Annotated in this window: 16 protein-coding genes and 1 pseudogene; 2 read left to right on the top strand and 15 right to left on the bottom strand. The window is 53.1% G+C overall.

All coding sequences use genetic code 11. The features are described from left to right. Positions 1-394: 394 nt before the first annotated feature. Complete coding sequence (locus EL645_RS22825; protein WP_126552628.1) at positions 395-748, top strand: hypothetical protein; 354 nt, start codon at positions 395-397, stop codon at positions 746-748. A 28-nt stretch (positions 749-776) separates the two neighbouring features. On the opposite strand, the gene EL645_RS22820 is transcribed toward EL645_RS22825, so the two are convergent. The 14 genes and pseudogenes from EL645_RS22820 to EL645_RS45660 form a co-directional block, all read right to left on the bottom strand. Continuing rightward, a complete protein-coding gene (locus tag EL645_RS22820; RefSeq protein WP_126552627.1) occupies positions 777-1,565 on the bottom strand; it encodes a TIGR01458 family HAD-type hydrolase in 789 nt (262 codons plus the stop codon). A 275-nt stretch (positions 1,566-1,840) separates the two neighbouring features. After that, entirely contained in the window at positions 1,841-2,749 is a 909-nt protein-coding gene (locus EL645_RS22815) for an energy-coupling factor transporter ATPase (RefSeq protein ID WP_126552626.1), read from the bottom strand. Further along, positions 2,742-3,026: an energy-coupling factor ABC transporter ATP-binding protein gene (locus EL645_RS41315; RefSeq protein WP_218031977.1), complete on the bottom strand. Its 285-nt coding sequence runs from the start codon at positions 3,024-3,026 to the stop codon at positions 2,742-2,744. Before EL645_RS41315 ends, EL645_RS22815 begins: the two co-directional genes overlap by 8 nt. Beyond that, entirely contained in the window at positions 2,993-3,619 is a 627-nt protein-coding gene (locus tag EL645_RS22810; RefSeq protein ID WP_218031976.1) for an ATP-binding cassette domain-containing protein, read from the bottom strand. The genes EL645_RS41315 and EL645_RS22810 overlap by 34 nt, the downstream gene beginning before the upstream one ends. After that, positions 3,604-4,356, bottom strand: coding sequence for a YybS family protein (locus tag EL645_RS22805; protein WP_126552625.1), 753 nt, complete (start codon positions 4,354-4,356; stop codon positions 3,604-3,606). Before EL645_RS22805 ends, EL645_RS22810 begins: the two co-directional genes overlap by 16 nt. Positions 4,357-4,537: 181 nt before the next feature. After that, positions 4,538-4,825: a hypothetical protein gene (locus EL645_RS22800; protein ID WP_126552624.1), complete on the bottom strand. Its 288-nt coding sequence runs from the start codon at positions 4,823-4,825 to the stop codon at positions 4,538-4,540. Next, positions 4,816-5,763, bottom strand: a complete 948-nt coding sequence (locus EL645_RS40280; RefSeq protein WP_174845312.1) for a transposase — start codon at positions 5,761-5,763, stop codon at positions 4,816-4,818. The genes EL645_RS22800 and EL645_RS40280 overlap by 10 nt, the downstream gene beginning before the upstream one ends. Before the next feature lie 728 nt (positions 5,764-6,491). After that, positions 6,492-6,872: a hypothetical protein gene (locus EL645_RS22790; RefSeq protein ID WP_136625269.1), complete on the bottom strand. Its 381-nt coding sequence runs from the start codon at positions 6,870-6,872 to the stop codon at positions 6,492-6,494. Positions 6,873-7,037: 165 nt separating this feature from the next. Further along, positions 7,038-7,940, bottom strand: coding sequence for a CPBP family intramembrane glutamic endopeptidase (locus tag EL645_RS22785; protein WP_126552622.1), 903 nt, complete (start codon positions 7,938-7,940; stop codon positions 7,038-7,040). Next, positions 7,937-8,332, bottom strand: coding sequence for a transcriptional regulator (locus EL645_RS22780; protein WP_218031975.1), 396 nt, complete (start codon positions 8,330-8,332; stop codon positions 7,937-7,939). Before EL645_RS22780 ends, EL645_RS22785 begins: the two co-directional genes overlap by 4 nt. Before the next feature lie 85 nt (positions 8,333-8,417). Continuing rightward, positions 8,418-8,957, bottom strand: coding sequence for a hypothetical protein (locus EL645_RS22775; protein ID WP_126552621.1), 540 nt, complete (start codon positions 8,955-8,957; stop codon positions 8,418-8,420). 359 nt (positions 8,958-9,316) lie between these two features. After that, complete coding sequence (locus tag EL645_RS41310; RefSeq protein ID WP_218031974.1) at positions 9,317-9,631, bottom strand: DUF1269 domain-containing protein; 315 nt, start codon at positions 9,629-9,631, stop codon at positions 9,317-9,319. Continuing rightward, positions 9,574-9,810, bottom strand: a complete 237-nt coding sequence (locus EL645_RS41305) for a hypothetical protein (RefSeq protein WP_218031973.1) — start codon at positions 9,808-9,810, stop codon at positions 9,574-9,576. The genes EL645_RS41310 and EL645_RS41305 overlap by 58 nt, the downstream gene beginning before the upstream one ends. Positions 9,811-10,962: 1,152 nt before the next feature. Further along, positions 10,963-11,691: pseudogene (locus EL645_RS45660) on the bottom strand (DUF7873 family protein). Positions 11,692-11,842: 151 nt separating this feature from the next. On the opposite strand from EL645_RS45660, the gene EL645_RS22760 reads away from it, so the two are divergent. Beyond that, complete coding sequence (locus EL645_RS22760; RefSeq protein WP_126552620.1) at positions 11,843-12,304, top strand: hypothetical protein; 462 nt, start codon at positions 11,843-11,845, stop codon at positions 12,302-12,304. An 18-nt stretch (positions 12,305-12,322) separates the two neighbouring features. Here EL645_RS22760 and EL645_RS22755 read toward each other — a convergent pair whose 3' ends face one another. Beyond that, positions 12,323-12,700 carry a GNAT family N-acetyltransferase gene (locus tag EL645_RS22755; protein ID WP_371865752.1) on the bottom strand — a complete coding sequence of 126 codons (378 nt, stop codon included), beginning with the start codon at positions 12,698-12,700 and terminating at the stop codon, positions 12,323-12,325. Positions 12,701-12,706: the final 6 nt, after the last annotated feature.

Below are 12,706 nucleotides of genomic sequence, written 5' to 3'. Positions count from 1 at the left end.
AGAAAATGTTTGAGCCACAGCCCACCATCCCCGCCAAGGGGCTCACCGCCCCTTGTATCCCCGCTTTATGGGCGAGATATCAGAAAACGTTTGAGCCACAGCCCACCATTCCCGCCAAGGGGCTCACCGCCCCTTGTATCCCCGCTTTATGGGCGAGATATCAGAAAACGTTTGAGCCACAGCCCACCATTCCCGCCAAGGGCAAGCTCACGTGTCTAATTCATCGTCGGTATAAGTCAGTATATCATTGCAGGCGAGCACCCGGGTTTGTAGATAGTGGAGTTTGTGTGCGAACTCACTACTTTTTATGCCTGCCACTATCGATTTGAGCCGTTAAAACGTATACTGTATATGGGTGCGCTAGATATATTGAGATAGAGGAGGAGCTTTTGTTATGGTAGAGACACAATCACAACAGGTAGGGCGCATTAGCCAGCAGTTGGATGAAACTAAGGCATACCTGGAACAGGACCTGGCAGCGGCCACGGATATTACATTGAAACGGATTGAACTTGATGCGGCAACCGTAGTCACGCTGACGCTGGTTTCAGAGTTATTGCCAGAGCAGATACAGAAACAGGTGAAAGAGCTTATCACCCTGCACGAGCAGGTCTGGAATATGGATATGCCACCGGTGGCAGGGACGACTCCCCGTAAACCATTGGGTGAGCGCCTCTTTCATCGTTTCGCGTTTTTTCTGCATGGATCACCAAACCGAGGAAATACGTCCGGCATCCCCATCATCTGAGTCGAGTAGTGTGTGCGACAGATAGGCACTACGACCCTTGATGCTGGAGCCACTGTGGAAGATCTGCCAACGCTGGCAAGATCGCCTCTGGTTGAACGTGCGCAAGCAATAGAGAGTCGGCTTTGTGTTTTCCAGTACAAACAAGAATGCCGCGCAGGCCCGCCTTCTGAGCTCCTCCAACGTCATTTTCAATATCATCACCAACCATGATGGTCGCGCTGGCCTCACAACCGATGGCACGCAACGCCTGCTCAAAAAAGGCCGCCGTCGGCTTCCCAAGCACAATTGCCTCCTTGCCACTGGCAATCTCCAGTGCCCGCACAAAGGGGCCACTATCCAATTGCAGTCCATCCTGGGTTTTCCAGTAGAGATTCTTATGCAGGGCCAGCAGGGTCGCGCCCGCCATCAAACTTCGAAAGGCCTGATTCATCGCCTGGTAGGTCAAAAGCTCTTCCGCCCCACCGATCACTACCACATCAGCCTGCTGATCCTGCTTCACCAGATTGATGCCCGTGAAATCCATGGCAGTGTCGCCTTTGGTTAATAGCCAGCAACGCTTACCAGAGAAATGCTGGCGAATATACTGGGCAGCCGCCACCGGAGCCGTGATGATGCGCTGCTCAGCAACCGGGAGGCCGATCTGTTGCAAACGCCTGGCCAGGGTAGCGCGCGCCATCGTCGTGGTATTGCTTACAAAATAGGTAGCATAACCCTGTCGCTCAAGCCAGGATAGCGCCTCAACAGCGCCTGGCAGCGGCTGCATACTTACATGCAACACACCATCGATATCTAACAAAACACCGCGTATCGGCCGCATGCGTATCTCCTCTTTCATCATGTTAACGCAAAAAAATAAAAAACAGCAGCAGTGATAATCTGTACTGAGTACGTCCTGAAAGCATACACCTGTTGTGATGTTGTATAATACAAATGTTCGAATATTCGAACGATGCAATTGTCTGCTCAACGAATGCGGCCTGCGATCGTTTGCTAGTATGACTGGTGCGTTCCAGTTCGTTCGCACTGTCATGCGGCTTGCCAGCGCAGGGAAAAGCAGAGAACGAGCAGCAATCATATTCAGGTCAACCGACTCTAGCGACGAGGTTGCTCTGCCTCAGCTTCCGAGTTGCGTACTCGGAAGCTGCTTTTCTGTCTGTGCGCCTGCAAAAAAGCAAAGGCCTCATCGACGGTTAAAATGTCTGTGGGGAGCGCGATCCCCTGACGGCGTAAATCGGCCAGCAGCGCATGCAAGGGAGGTACAGCCAGATCCCAGTTTTGGAGCTGCTCGCTCTGGGCAAAGACCTGGCGCGGTGTCCCCTGCATCACCAGATGGCCCTGGTGCAGGACATAGAGCCAATTGGCCATGCTCGCCACCTCTGACATATCGTGTGAAACCAGGACAATTGTCACGCCTTGTTCTAAGCGCACTTTCTGTAAATAGGTATAGAACTCCTGGCGCCCCTCACCATCCAGACCCACGGTTGGCTCATCCAGAATTAAGATGTGTGGCGACATCGCCAGGACGCCAGCCAGGGCGACACGACGCCGCTGGCCGCCGCTCAGGTCAAATGGAGAACGGTGACCATATTTCTCATGCGGCAAGCCCACACTGTCTAATGCCCCCTTCACACGGGCACGCACCTCGTGCCGCCCCAATTTCATACGCTGGGGACCAAAACTCACATCCGCATAGACTGTGGGGGCAAAAAGCTGGGACTCAGGGAACTGGAAGAGCATGCCCACCCGTTGCCGCAATGCCCGCAGGTCCAGTTTGTGATCCCCGACATCAATACCATCCACCACCACCGAGCCCGAGGTAGGACGCAACAGGCCATTAAAGTGCTGCACCAGCGTCGTTTTCCCCGAGCCATTAAAGCCAATCAAGGCCACGCAATCCCCACGCGCAACCTGCAGACTCACATCATCCAGCGCCTTTTTCCGCACCGGGGCGGCTTCATAGACATGGGTAAGATGTTCAACTTGAATAATAGCATCATGCATTGGCAATCTCCCTGGCAATCTCTTCATTTGTTACCGCCTGAGCCGCAATAGGAAAACCGGCCTGACGCAAACGAGAGACCAGAGAAAGCGGATCGGGAATAATCAACTTCAAGACACGCAAACGTTCCAGGTCTGAAAAGATCTGCGCCGGCGTACCCTCCTCAATCACACGACCCTGTTCCATCACAACGATACGCTGGGCATAGATCGCCTCTTCCAATAGATGGGTGACCTGGATAATGGTCAGGCCCAGCTCTTGATGTAGCCGGGCAAACAATTTAGCCAGTTCCTGGCGCGAAAAAGGGTCCAGCATCGAGGTAGCTTCATCAGCAATAATGCAGTGTGGTTGGAGGGCCAGAATGCCAGCAATGGCCACACGTTGGCGCTGCCCCCGGACAATTTATGGGGAGGTAGCTGGCGCAAATGAGCGATCCCAACCGCTTCCAGGGCAGCAGAGACCCGCTCACGAATCTCGGCAGCCGCACAACCTCGAACGGTCAGACCCCAGGCCACATCATCCTCTACCACTGTCGCGATCAATTGATTGTCAGGATTCTGAAAGATCATCCCCACCCGCTCACGAATGGTACGCTGCTTGGCAGCTTCGCGCGTATCCATGCCGGCCACCAGCACACGTCCCTGATCTGGCAACAGCAACGCATTGCAATGGCGCGCCAATGTCGACTTGCCGCTGCCATTATGTCCTAGCACGGCCACATACTCACCCGCATGAACCTGCAAACTGATCTGCTGCAACGCTGGAACTGCCTGTATCGCCTGGCCTTCTGGCCCCTTTTGCTGCTGTCCGGGATAGGTATACGTCACCTGCTGGACATCGATCAAAGGAATGGTCCCTATGCCTTGTTCCATCGTCGTACCCGTGCCTTTCTTTTCAAGATAAGCGTCACTACACGGTGGCGTGCACGGTGAACCCAATGACCAACTTTGCCTTCCAGTAAGGGACGCACATTATAGCCAAGCATGCGGACAAACGAATTGTCCGCAGCATAAAGAACCAGAATTGCCGGGATACAGACGAGCAACAACAGGACATAGAAGGTCACCAGCCAGTAGGTAAAGATCCATTGCGAGAGCGACGTCACCAGAGGATAGAGGTTGTGCTGCCAGAACGCGCCCAGTCCTAGCCGTTGAGCAACCAGTGCCACAATCGGCAAAACGAGATTATAGGCACGGTGAATACCGCGAATATACGTCGCAAATGGCACACCAGTCAACCAGGCAACACCAATAGTCAGCCCAAACAGGTAGATGGAAGCAGCCAGCGCGCCCAATAACACAATCAGGAGATGTGGCAACCGATACTTCATGGCCAAACCCAGAAAACCACCGGCCAATCCATCAGTGAACAACGAGGCAGCGCCGTGCGGGCCAACGAGGATACAGAGCAAAAAGATGGCGGTAGCAATACTCAACGCACCTACGTAAAGACCTTGCCGCAATACTAAAACTGTAAAAACGATTATATTCAGCATTGTAAAGAAACCACCACCAACCGGTAAGATGATCACTAAAAATTGAAAAGCTACAGCAATATCAGCCAGTAGCGCACCTTCTGCAATCTCGATCGCACGTAAATTTCTAAACATTCCACACCTTGCTCGCGCCAACATTCTCAAAATTAGTATGACTTTATTTTATCGTCTAATTATAAAAAGAAACAACCAGTTGAATCAGGGCTTTTTCATATTCCTCTTTGGCGCCTGCGGCGCCGGGTTGGGAGTGAGGAGTGTGTGGGAGGCGGCTGCGGCCCTCTTAGGTGTAGGTTTTTCAACAGGAGTTGAAAAAGCCCTCTGCGAGCGGCAAGTCAGGCCCCTGAGGCCAGGGCTCAGCGGGCAAGAAGAAGCGTAACGGTTCCTGTAAGCGCCAAATGATACGCGCTGCCAAGCGACACCCCCGATTGAAGCAACTCAACTTGCGCCTTTGATGCTGCTTTCGGTCGGGCTTGGCCGTGCGCCGAGCAATATGCGTGGGAGGCAGGCGTTCCAGGCAAGGCGCCTGCTCCTGCACCTCACGCTGGGCTCCCATCCCTACGGTGAGCAGAGTCGCTACCGCCATGGCCAACCAGAGCCGTTCCACCCGTGAAGGGATCTCACACCGACAGCGTTGCCAGTTCCACCCCCTCGTTTCCCATCTTTGAACCCACATTCGATCCAAGGGCGCAGCCCGTACCAGCAAGCTTGGGCCTCTTCGACGGGCAGATCCGTCACCACGAACCAGGGCTCCTCATAGCCTTCATCCCAGCGCGCCAGCAAGCGACAGCGCAGCCGAGCATGCCGATCCGAAAAGCACATCACGTCCCCACTCCATTGGGTTCCCGCGCTGGGAACGAGCGTTTTGATCTCTCGGAAGTCCCCCACCCGATGACTGCTGGCTGGACGGGCCTTGCTGCCGCTGCGAATACGCAAAAAGGGATGCCACCCACACGCCACGATTTTTTGATACAGCCAGCGAGCGTAGAGCCCTCGATCTGCCATCACCAGGACTTCCCATTGCGCAGGAACGGACCCGCGCAAGCTCTCCAGTAGGTGCAGCCAGTGCGATTTGTGTTCTCCTTTCACTCCAGCTGGCACGATGTGCCAGGCGACCGGGATGGCACAACTACGCAGCACCACGGAGATGGAAAGGATCACGAAACGGTCACTCACGTTGGTAGCGTCGACAACGAGCACCAGACGGTGGCTGCTGGGATCCCAGCAGGATAGGATCCAGGTCAAGAGGGGCGCGAAGCAGGCCGAAACGTCCACCTGCTGCCGATGAGAACCCCGTTTGGCACCCGCTTCATTGCGCCATTCCCGCAGGCGTTGAAAGACGGTTGGTTGCGTTTGCCCCAACACTTCTGCCAGGCTGTCGGACACCTGGGTCAAGCCGCAGGTTCCTGCTATGACAATCCCCAGGCTGTAGCAGGCCAGCACCTTGGCTTGGGGCCAACTCAGATGAGGAAAGCGTCTTGCTACTTCTTTGATCCAATGCCATACTGTTTCTGGATACGACATGGTTTTCTCCCTTTCGATCGCCTTTGTTTTTGACGGTGGTCTTATCGTAACAGAAAACCGTGTCCTTTTTCTTGTTCCCTTTCAAAAAACCTACACCTAAGAGGGCTGCGGCCGCCTCCCACACACTCCTCACAGGAAAGATGGTCCAGCGTCTCGCTTGCTCGTGATCTCCTTTTTTTGCAGGTGGGTGGGTGCGGCCGCCTCGCCACACGCGCCTCACAGGAAAGATAGTCTAGCGTCTCGCTTGCTCGTGATCTCCTTTTTTTGCAGGTGGGTGGGTGCGGCCGCCTCGCCACACGCGCCTCACAGGAAAAATGGTCCAGCGTCTCGCTTGCTCGTGATCTCCTTTTTTTGCAGGTGGGTGGGTGCGGCCGCCTCGCCACACGCGCCTCACAGGAAAGATAGTCTAGCGTCTCGCTTGCTCGTGATCTCCTTTTTTTGCAGGTATGCGGGCGGCTGCGGCCGCCTCCCCACACACTCCTTACAGGAAAGATGGTCCAGCGTCTCGCTTGCTCGTGATCTCCCTACGCTCTCTGGGCAAACAGTAAAAGCCCTGCCGTTAGATTGAGCAATCCCTACCAGCCAGCATCCATCGCTCTATTGTAATATATGACATCCGTTCAGACACGCACTCAAGTGCAATCAACGATGTTATCATAACCGCTGCTATCGACACCAGGCATGGTACCAATGGCACGGGACTGCGCTTGCAGCCAGTCAGATATGGATCAATGAAACACAATCGCAGGCAAGCGAGAGTCGCTAAAGGTCTGCTGCTTAGGAACATAGTGATAAACACCTTCCCCCACATGCAACACATGAGTGTAAGAGGTATTGCGATAGCGACAGGCCTTCTGCAAAATCGCATGGAAGCCGACATCACTTAAATGCAACTGGCCTTCCAGGCGTTCAAACAACACACGCATGCGCCGATCAACATAAAATTCCCACATATTTTCCAGTGCCATGTAGCGATGTACTTTGAGGGACTTACTGGTAGGATTGGCCACAAAAAGGCGAATCTTCCTGACAACGGTGGAACGTTCAGTATGATTGAAGCCATCCAGAGCATGTACAAAGCGTTCAGTACATGGAATCATCAAAAGCACCTGCAACCTCCTTCAAAACAACCCGTTCTACTCCCCACACCTCTACAATACCTTTACGCAAACCAAAAACGGAAGTTGCAGGAAGCGAATATATAATTCATGACAGGCAGCATAAAATTGGGCAGGCACTTAAGACAAGGTAGCAAAAGGCCAGGTAAGAGGACACTATACGCTCTGGCTGTACGCGGCTGTAGCGGGGACAGGATTCTCAGAAGGGATGGCAACAGTTTTGAGGTTGCTCCAGTCCGCTTTCCATAAGAGAACAATACCTAGAATGATCAGCACCAGGGTGGCCCACAAGCTGGTTATGAAGCCAAGCCCGATAGTGAGTGTGAGTGAATCGCGCATACCATCATAAGCGGCATGATAAACGCTGGAAACAGCCAGGCTATGGTAACGGGTCCAGATGTAGGCAAAAACGACGCCGTGCAGGATCGTTGGGATAGCACTCAAGATGACGGTAGCCGCAACCACAATGGCAACGGTCAAACCAACCGGCTGAGCCGTTAGCTTCGCGCTAGCGATGCCGCTCGCGACCGCTCCGCCAATCAGGATGGGCAGATGCCAGGACCACCAGATGGCAGCATGTAAGAGGGCAGCTCTGCGCACACTCATACGTTGAGCCAGGCGCGGAAGCATGTAACCACGCCAGCCAAACTCCTCGCCAAAGCCAGGCAGCAGCGTGCCGAAGAGCAGCACAGGCACCCAGATGATCTGTATCGAAGTGAGTTGGGCAGGTAGTTTCAGCGTCTTCAAGGCCAGATCGATAAGGGTTGGAACCACCCACAAGAACAGCGCCAGGCAGATCACCGCCAGGTAATAGCGAGCTTTGCCCCAGCGCCAGCCAGCATTGGCAAAACCATCGCGAAAGACATAGCGCCCAGCAATAAATGTGCCAACAGTAACCATAATCATAGCCGCGCAATTCAGCACATAGACCCGCAGCAAGTCTGTGCCGCCCCACACAGCACTCGCGATCTGAAACGGCCATGAAAGCCCGAATACAATTAGCAGGTACAGACCCAATGAAAAGGAACGTCTCTGTGGCGTTGCGATATGCGTGCTCATTTTTGTCCTCCCTTTTCGCTATTACTATCTTCACGCTGGAAGCTCTGCTGCAAAGCCGCCATACGCTCCCAGTACAGGGCAAATGCCTTTTTGCCTGCGACCGTGATGCGATAACCAGTTGCCGGTATCTTGTTTTTGTAGTACTTGCGAATCTCGATGTAGCCCGCCTCTTCGAGGTTAGAGGCCTGGCGACTCAAGTTCCCTTTTGTCAGACCAGTCACCATCTCCAGGAACTTGAAATCAACCTCCTCTGCCTTGCTCAGCGCAGCCAGAATAACCAGCCGCGCAGGCTCATGAATGATGCGATCAAGTTCAAACACCCGCTGTAGATCACCATTCATTGTTGCCATCAATAGGGGCACAACAGCTTCGGAATCATCCCTTGCGGTCATGCTTCATCCACCATCTGGTACACCCGCAACTGAGTTGCTAATTTGCCAAATCTGCGATGCTCGATAATGCCCATATATAACATAATCAACGCGAACAGGCCGACCCACCACCAGCCGATGAGCCCGTATGCGCCCCCATACTGGTTACAGCACAGGCACAGAGAAAAAAGACGCCCACGACAAATTCGCTGGTGGTGCGCAGGTAGCGCCAAGCGATCCACGGCATGGATGCAACAAAAAGCAGGTACAACCATCCCTGTGGTTTCGCAAGACCACCGAACGCAATAAAAATGATCCAGACAACGATAACGACCAGTATCAGGAAGGAAATCGCCCAGCGATGCCAGCGACGTGCCGCCGGCGACCAGAGCTCCCGTGCCTCACCAAATGAGCGATAGACCTTTCTGCGAATGACCTCCTTGCCAACCAGCCAGCAGATAGTGAATCCGATGGTGAGGATAGCGGTCAACAGGCCAGGGCCAATCACCCCGTTGGCAAACACAATGGCCAGGCCAGCGACCCCACCAAGTACATTTCCCAATCCATTCTTGCTCTGCGAATAGCTTGCATACTCCTGGGTAAGTTTCTGCACCTCTTCAATGCTGCGCAGAGGTGTATCATTCATAATGACCTCCTCAGGTCAATACACAGATTGCTCTAACCATATAAACAGGTTTATGATATAAACCTGTTTATATGGTATCCGATCATGTGAGTATTGTCAAGGAAAAACTGCATTTTTGAGTGGAGGAGAATAAAGCGAGCGCGGAGCTTGAATCTATCAGGATGGTTATTCTGGTTGCATTTCAGAACGGGGAGGGGAAAAGGAGGGACAAGCTCCACATGTACAGGTCTCATTCTGGTCTGGCATACAATATAGACGAGCAGATCCGCTCCAGGTGCTTCTATAAGCCTTGTTAAGTTGGGATACTGGAACGAATCTGCAATAGATTATCATGCTGGATCGGCCAGCACGCACGGTTCTTAGGGGTTTGTTGGGGTGGAGACCATGTCACGCAATTTCTGTTCATTCTCGTTAGAAAGTGAGGTGCGCAGAACCTTAAATTGGAAGTTTTTCAGTTCGGGCAGAACTTTATCCGCGACTTCGTTGCTGGTCATCAGAAACAGGGCGCTTTGACCAGGTTGAACGGTATCACCGATCTCTTTAATAAATTTATCATCAATGCCGATATCGGTGAATTTTCCGGCCATGGCGCCTGCGCCCGCGCCAATGGCAGCACCTAGCAGGGGGGATAAAAACAAGAGGCCGACCAGGAGGCCCCAAAAAGCACCACCCATGGCTCCTGCTCCAACCAGGTTATGGAGTTGTCTGATTCTGGGCTTGCCATTGGCTCTTTTGTGTATATGGCGGCATCATCCAATTTGATAAGCTGCTGTTGCTGCAACCGCTTCAAGGTCTCTACTACTTTTTGGGCACTGGTTTCGTCGTTAAACTCAAGTACGAACAGATGACTCATTGAGAAAACTCCTTACTACTTGTCTCTAACCCCGACTAAACCGGTAACGTAAAGGGGCGAGGGAACAAAAAACATCACAGAATAACGATGCACATTGCTTCAACGTCTCGAATTAGCTCTTTGTTACAGCTTAATACGCTCTCAAAATGAGAGGGGATCGTGCTACTTGAGAAGTAAGTCAATAGGGGGATTGGGGGAGCGCGCCGCTTCACGACAGGCGGGGTGGGAAGAAAAAGCAGGGCCCGGAACGTAGCCTGTTCCGGGCCCCTATGTGCCGTCCATTTGCACACACCAACACGTTTAAACGAACGCTTTAGTTTGAAGAACGCCGTGTTCTACTTAGTAAACTACCGGTCCATGAGAGATGGGCGGGCCGGGCTAGAATTGCACTAGCGCCTCGACGTTTATATCGTTCGTGATCGATTTGGCGTTCGACAGCGAATGTTGAGATTGGAGTAATAATCTCATTCTGGGTGGTTCCAACGTTGCCTCTACCAGCTGGGCTACCCGCCGCGAATGGCGGGTGCAGGATTTGAACCTGCCCTTTACGTTTTCCCCGTTACAATTGAAGTTTAGTTTAAGTTTGTACTCCAAGATGGGATTCTACAGCATTTCCGGCTAAAAAGCAATAGGGCATCCGAAGATGTGCTATTTGCCGCCTGCGGCGGCAGGCGGGGGGAGGGAGGAGGAGCTGGGGGCACAGCCCCAGACCCCAGTCAAGGGGCTGGTCGCCCCTTGCATCCCCACTTCTCGGCCGGGGGTCGAGGGGGGAAAACTACCAGGCAAGGGGCTGGCCCCTCTTGTATCCCCACTTCTTGGGCGGAGATCGAGGGGGAAAGCTACCCCAGACAAGGGGCTGGGCGCCTCTTGTATCCCCACTTCTTGGGCGAGGATCAAGGGAGAAAGCTACCCCAGACAAGGGGCTGGGCGCTCCTTGTATCCCCACTTCTTGGCCGGGGGTCGAGGGGGGAAAACTACCAGGCAAGGGGCTGGCCCCTCTTGTATCCCCACTTCTTGGGCGGGGATCGAGGAGGATGGCCACCCCAGGCAAGGGGCTGGGCGCTCCTTGTATCCCCACTTCTTGGATGGGGATAGGGGAGGAGCTGGCCTGGGTGGTGGGCGTAGGCCGAGCCCCATTGAATTTTGGGGTTGTTAGCTGAAGAGGTAGTTGAGGATGGCTGAGCCTACTTTTTGTTCGGTGATGTCGTGGTTGTTGGCCTCTTCGCGTGCGAATTTGACGGCCTCTTGCAGTTTATCGACGCGGTTGAGCAGTTCGTTGACACGGCGAGCAGGCAAGGCGCCTGAGAATTTGATGGTGCGCCAGTTGCCAACTACGACATCTTCATAATAGACTTCGACCTGGGCCGGGTGCTTCTCGGTGGCCTCGGCTTTGACGTGGTTGCGAGGGATCTTCTTTGTTTTAATGGTTTGCATGGGTTCAGTAGCCCAGCAGTCAGCCGAGGATCAAAGGTCCATAGCTCGGAGGAGTCCAGAACGGGCAATTTCTTGATGAAGGTATGCACATCGACCAGCTGCTTCTCCAGGAAGAGCAGGTATGTGGCGGGTACCTGTGATAGCAGTGTTTTTGCCATCGACAACGATATCGGCTTTAGCCTCGCAGTTCGCCCAATCCTTGGTGGCAACAACATCGAATAATTTCGTTAAGGTCTCGGCGGTGGCGCGGATCACTTCCTCGGCGCGCACCTGCACACGAGTGGATTCGGGAGGAAACTGTTCGCCCTCTTCATCCTTTGGCCGATAGGTGCGTGAAATTCCAGCCAGCAGGGTGGTTCGCTGCAAATTATGATGAGCCTCCGTCAAATCCTGTAATGATCGGCTCTTCGTCCCCTTTTCAATGGCAATGACTTGATTTAACTTCATACTATTTAACTCCACAGAGATGATGTATTTTTAATTTCAGCAATATTTCATTGTCTAGTATACATATACATGTCAATATATATATTCAGGCAAAAAAATAGTGCTAATCTTGATATCAATTAGCTAGCGAAATGGAAGGAAATGGGAACAAATGACAGTTATCACGTCATGCCTGGTGTGTCAGGCGGCAGAGCTTGAGCGCTTAATGCTTGTGACAGAAGAGGGAGTCGCCCCGCAAGAGTTCGAGCATAATTTTAGTTATGCCAACACTCTACTACTAGTCTGCCAGCAATGCGGTAGTGGAATCCTACAAAAATACTCGCACGATCCCAGTGGTAACGTGGAAGATGATGGCTGGGACATGTACTGGTGGTATGTATTGGATCTGACAGACATGCAGACCATCCGCCAGCTACTGGAGACATGTCCCACCCCACAGGACCCGACATGTAACTGCGCGCTACATCACCTCCTGCGCACGAGCGAAAACGTTGATGGCAGCATAAAGCATATGACCACACCCACCTCGCACGCTGACTTTGCCAGGCTCACGCTCGCTCAGGATGGAGATAACAGCACATTGCAACTGGTGCATAGGGATAATATAATATAGGGCGCTTGTTGATCGGAGTCACCCCTCAGAACGTTCAGGATAGTGACGCTGGTAGGTGCGCCAGAGCGGCTGAAAACCCATACGCGGCCAGAACGGACTGGATAGAGGATTGGCAGGATTGAACCATAAAATATAGCCATCCAGGTGCATATGTGCGAAGGCATCAAAGGTCGCTTGAACCAGCAAGCGGCCAAAACCCTGACCACGTAAATCCTGCCGCACCCCCATATTATTGATATGCCCATAGCGACCGGGCAGCATAAAATCAGGCCCATCCTCATCTTCAGCATCAATCATATACAGCTCATTTTCCGACATCGCCACAATCTGGCCATCCCTTTCGATCACCACGACAATTGGCGCGCCCTCTTCAGCACGCTGGCCCGACCATAACAGCTCCAG

It is taken from the genome of Dictyobacter kobayashii (genome assembly GCF_003967555.1).
Lineage (GTDB): Bacteria > Chloroflexota > Ktedonobacteria > Ktedonobacterales > Ktedonobacteraceae > Dictyobacter > Dictyobacter kobayashii.
This window is presented reverse-complemented; position numbering and strand designations above follow the sequence as displayed.

What these genes read in the sequence shown, in the direction of transcription:
- EL645_RS22800 (WP_126552624.1), bottom strand. Translation starts at nt 4,825, where the DNA reads ATGGCGGTAGCGACTCTGCTCACCGTAGGGATGGGAGCCCAGCGTGAG.
- EL645_RS22780 (WP_218031975.1), bottom strand. Translation starts at nt 8,332, where the DNA reads ATGACCGCAAGGGATGATTCCGAAGCTGTTGTGCCCCTATTGATGGCA.
- EL645_RS22760 (WP_126552620.1), top strand. Translation starts at nt 11,843, where the DNA reads ATGACAGTTATCACGTCATGCCTGGTGTGTCAGGCGGCAGAGCTTGAG.
- EL645_RS40280 (WP_174845312.1), bottom strand. Translation starts at nt 5,763, where the DNA reads ATGTCGTATCCAGAAACAGTATGGCATTGGATCAAAGAAGTAGCAAGA.
- EL645_RS22785 (WP_126552622.1), bottom strand. Translation starts at nt 7,940, where the DNA reads ATGAGCACGCATATCGCAACGCCACAGAGACGTTCCTTTTCATTGGGT.
- EL645_RS41310 (WP_218031974.1), bottom strand. Translation starts at nt 9,631, where the DNA reads ATGGGTGGTGCTTTTTGGGGCCTCCTGGTCGGCCTCTTGTTTTTATCC.
- EL645_RS22825 (WP_126552628.1), top strand. Translation starts at nt 395, where the DNA reads ATGGTAGAGACACAATCACAACAGGTAGGGCGCATTAGCCAGCAGTTG.
- EL645_RS22810 (WP_218031976.1), bottom strand. Translation starts at nt 3,619, where the DNA reads ATGGAACAAGGCATAGGGACCATTCCTTTGATCGATGTCCAGCAGGTG.
- EL645_RS22775 (WP_126552621.1), bottom strand. Translation starts at nt 8,957, where the DNA reads ATGAATGATACACCTCTGCGCAGCATTGAAGAGGTGCAGAAACTTACC.
- EL645_RS41305 (WP_218031973.1), bottom strand. Translation starts at nt 9,810, where the DNA reads ATGAGTCATCTGTTCGTACTTGAGTTTAACGACGAAACCAGTGCCCAA.
- EL645_RS22815 (WP_126552626.1), bottom strand. Translation starts at nt 2,749, where the DNA reads ATGCATGATGCTATTATTCAAGTTGAACATCTTACCCATGTCTATGAA.
- EL645_RS22805 (WP_126552625.1), bottom strand. Translation starts at nt 4,356, where the DNA reads ATGTTTAGAAATTTACGTGCGATCGAGATTGCAGAAGGTGCGCTACTG.
- EL645_RS22820 (WP_126552627.1), bottom strand. Translation starts at nt 1,565, where the DNA reads ATGCGGCCGATACGCGGTGTTTTGTTAGATATCGATGGTGTGTTGCAT.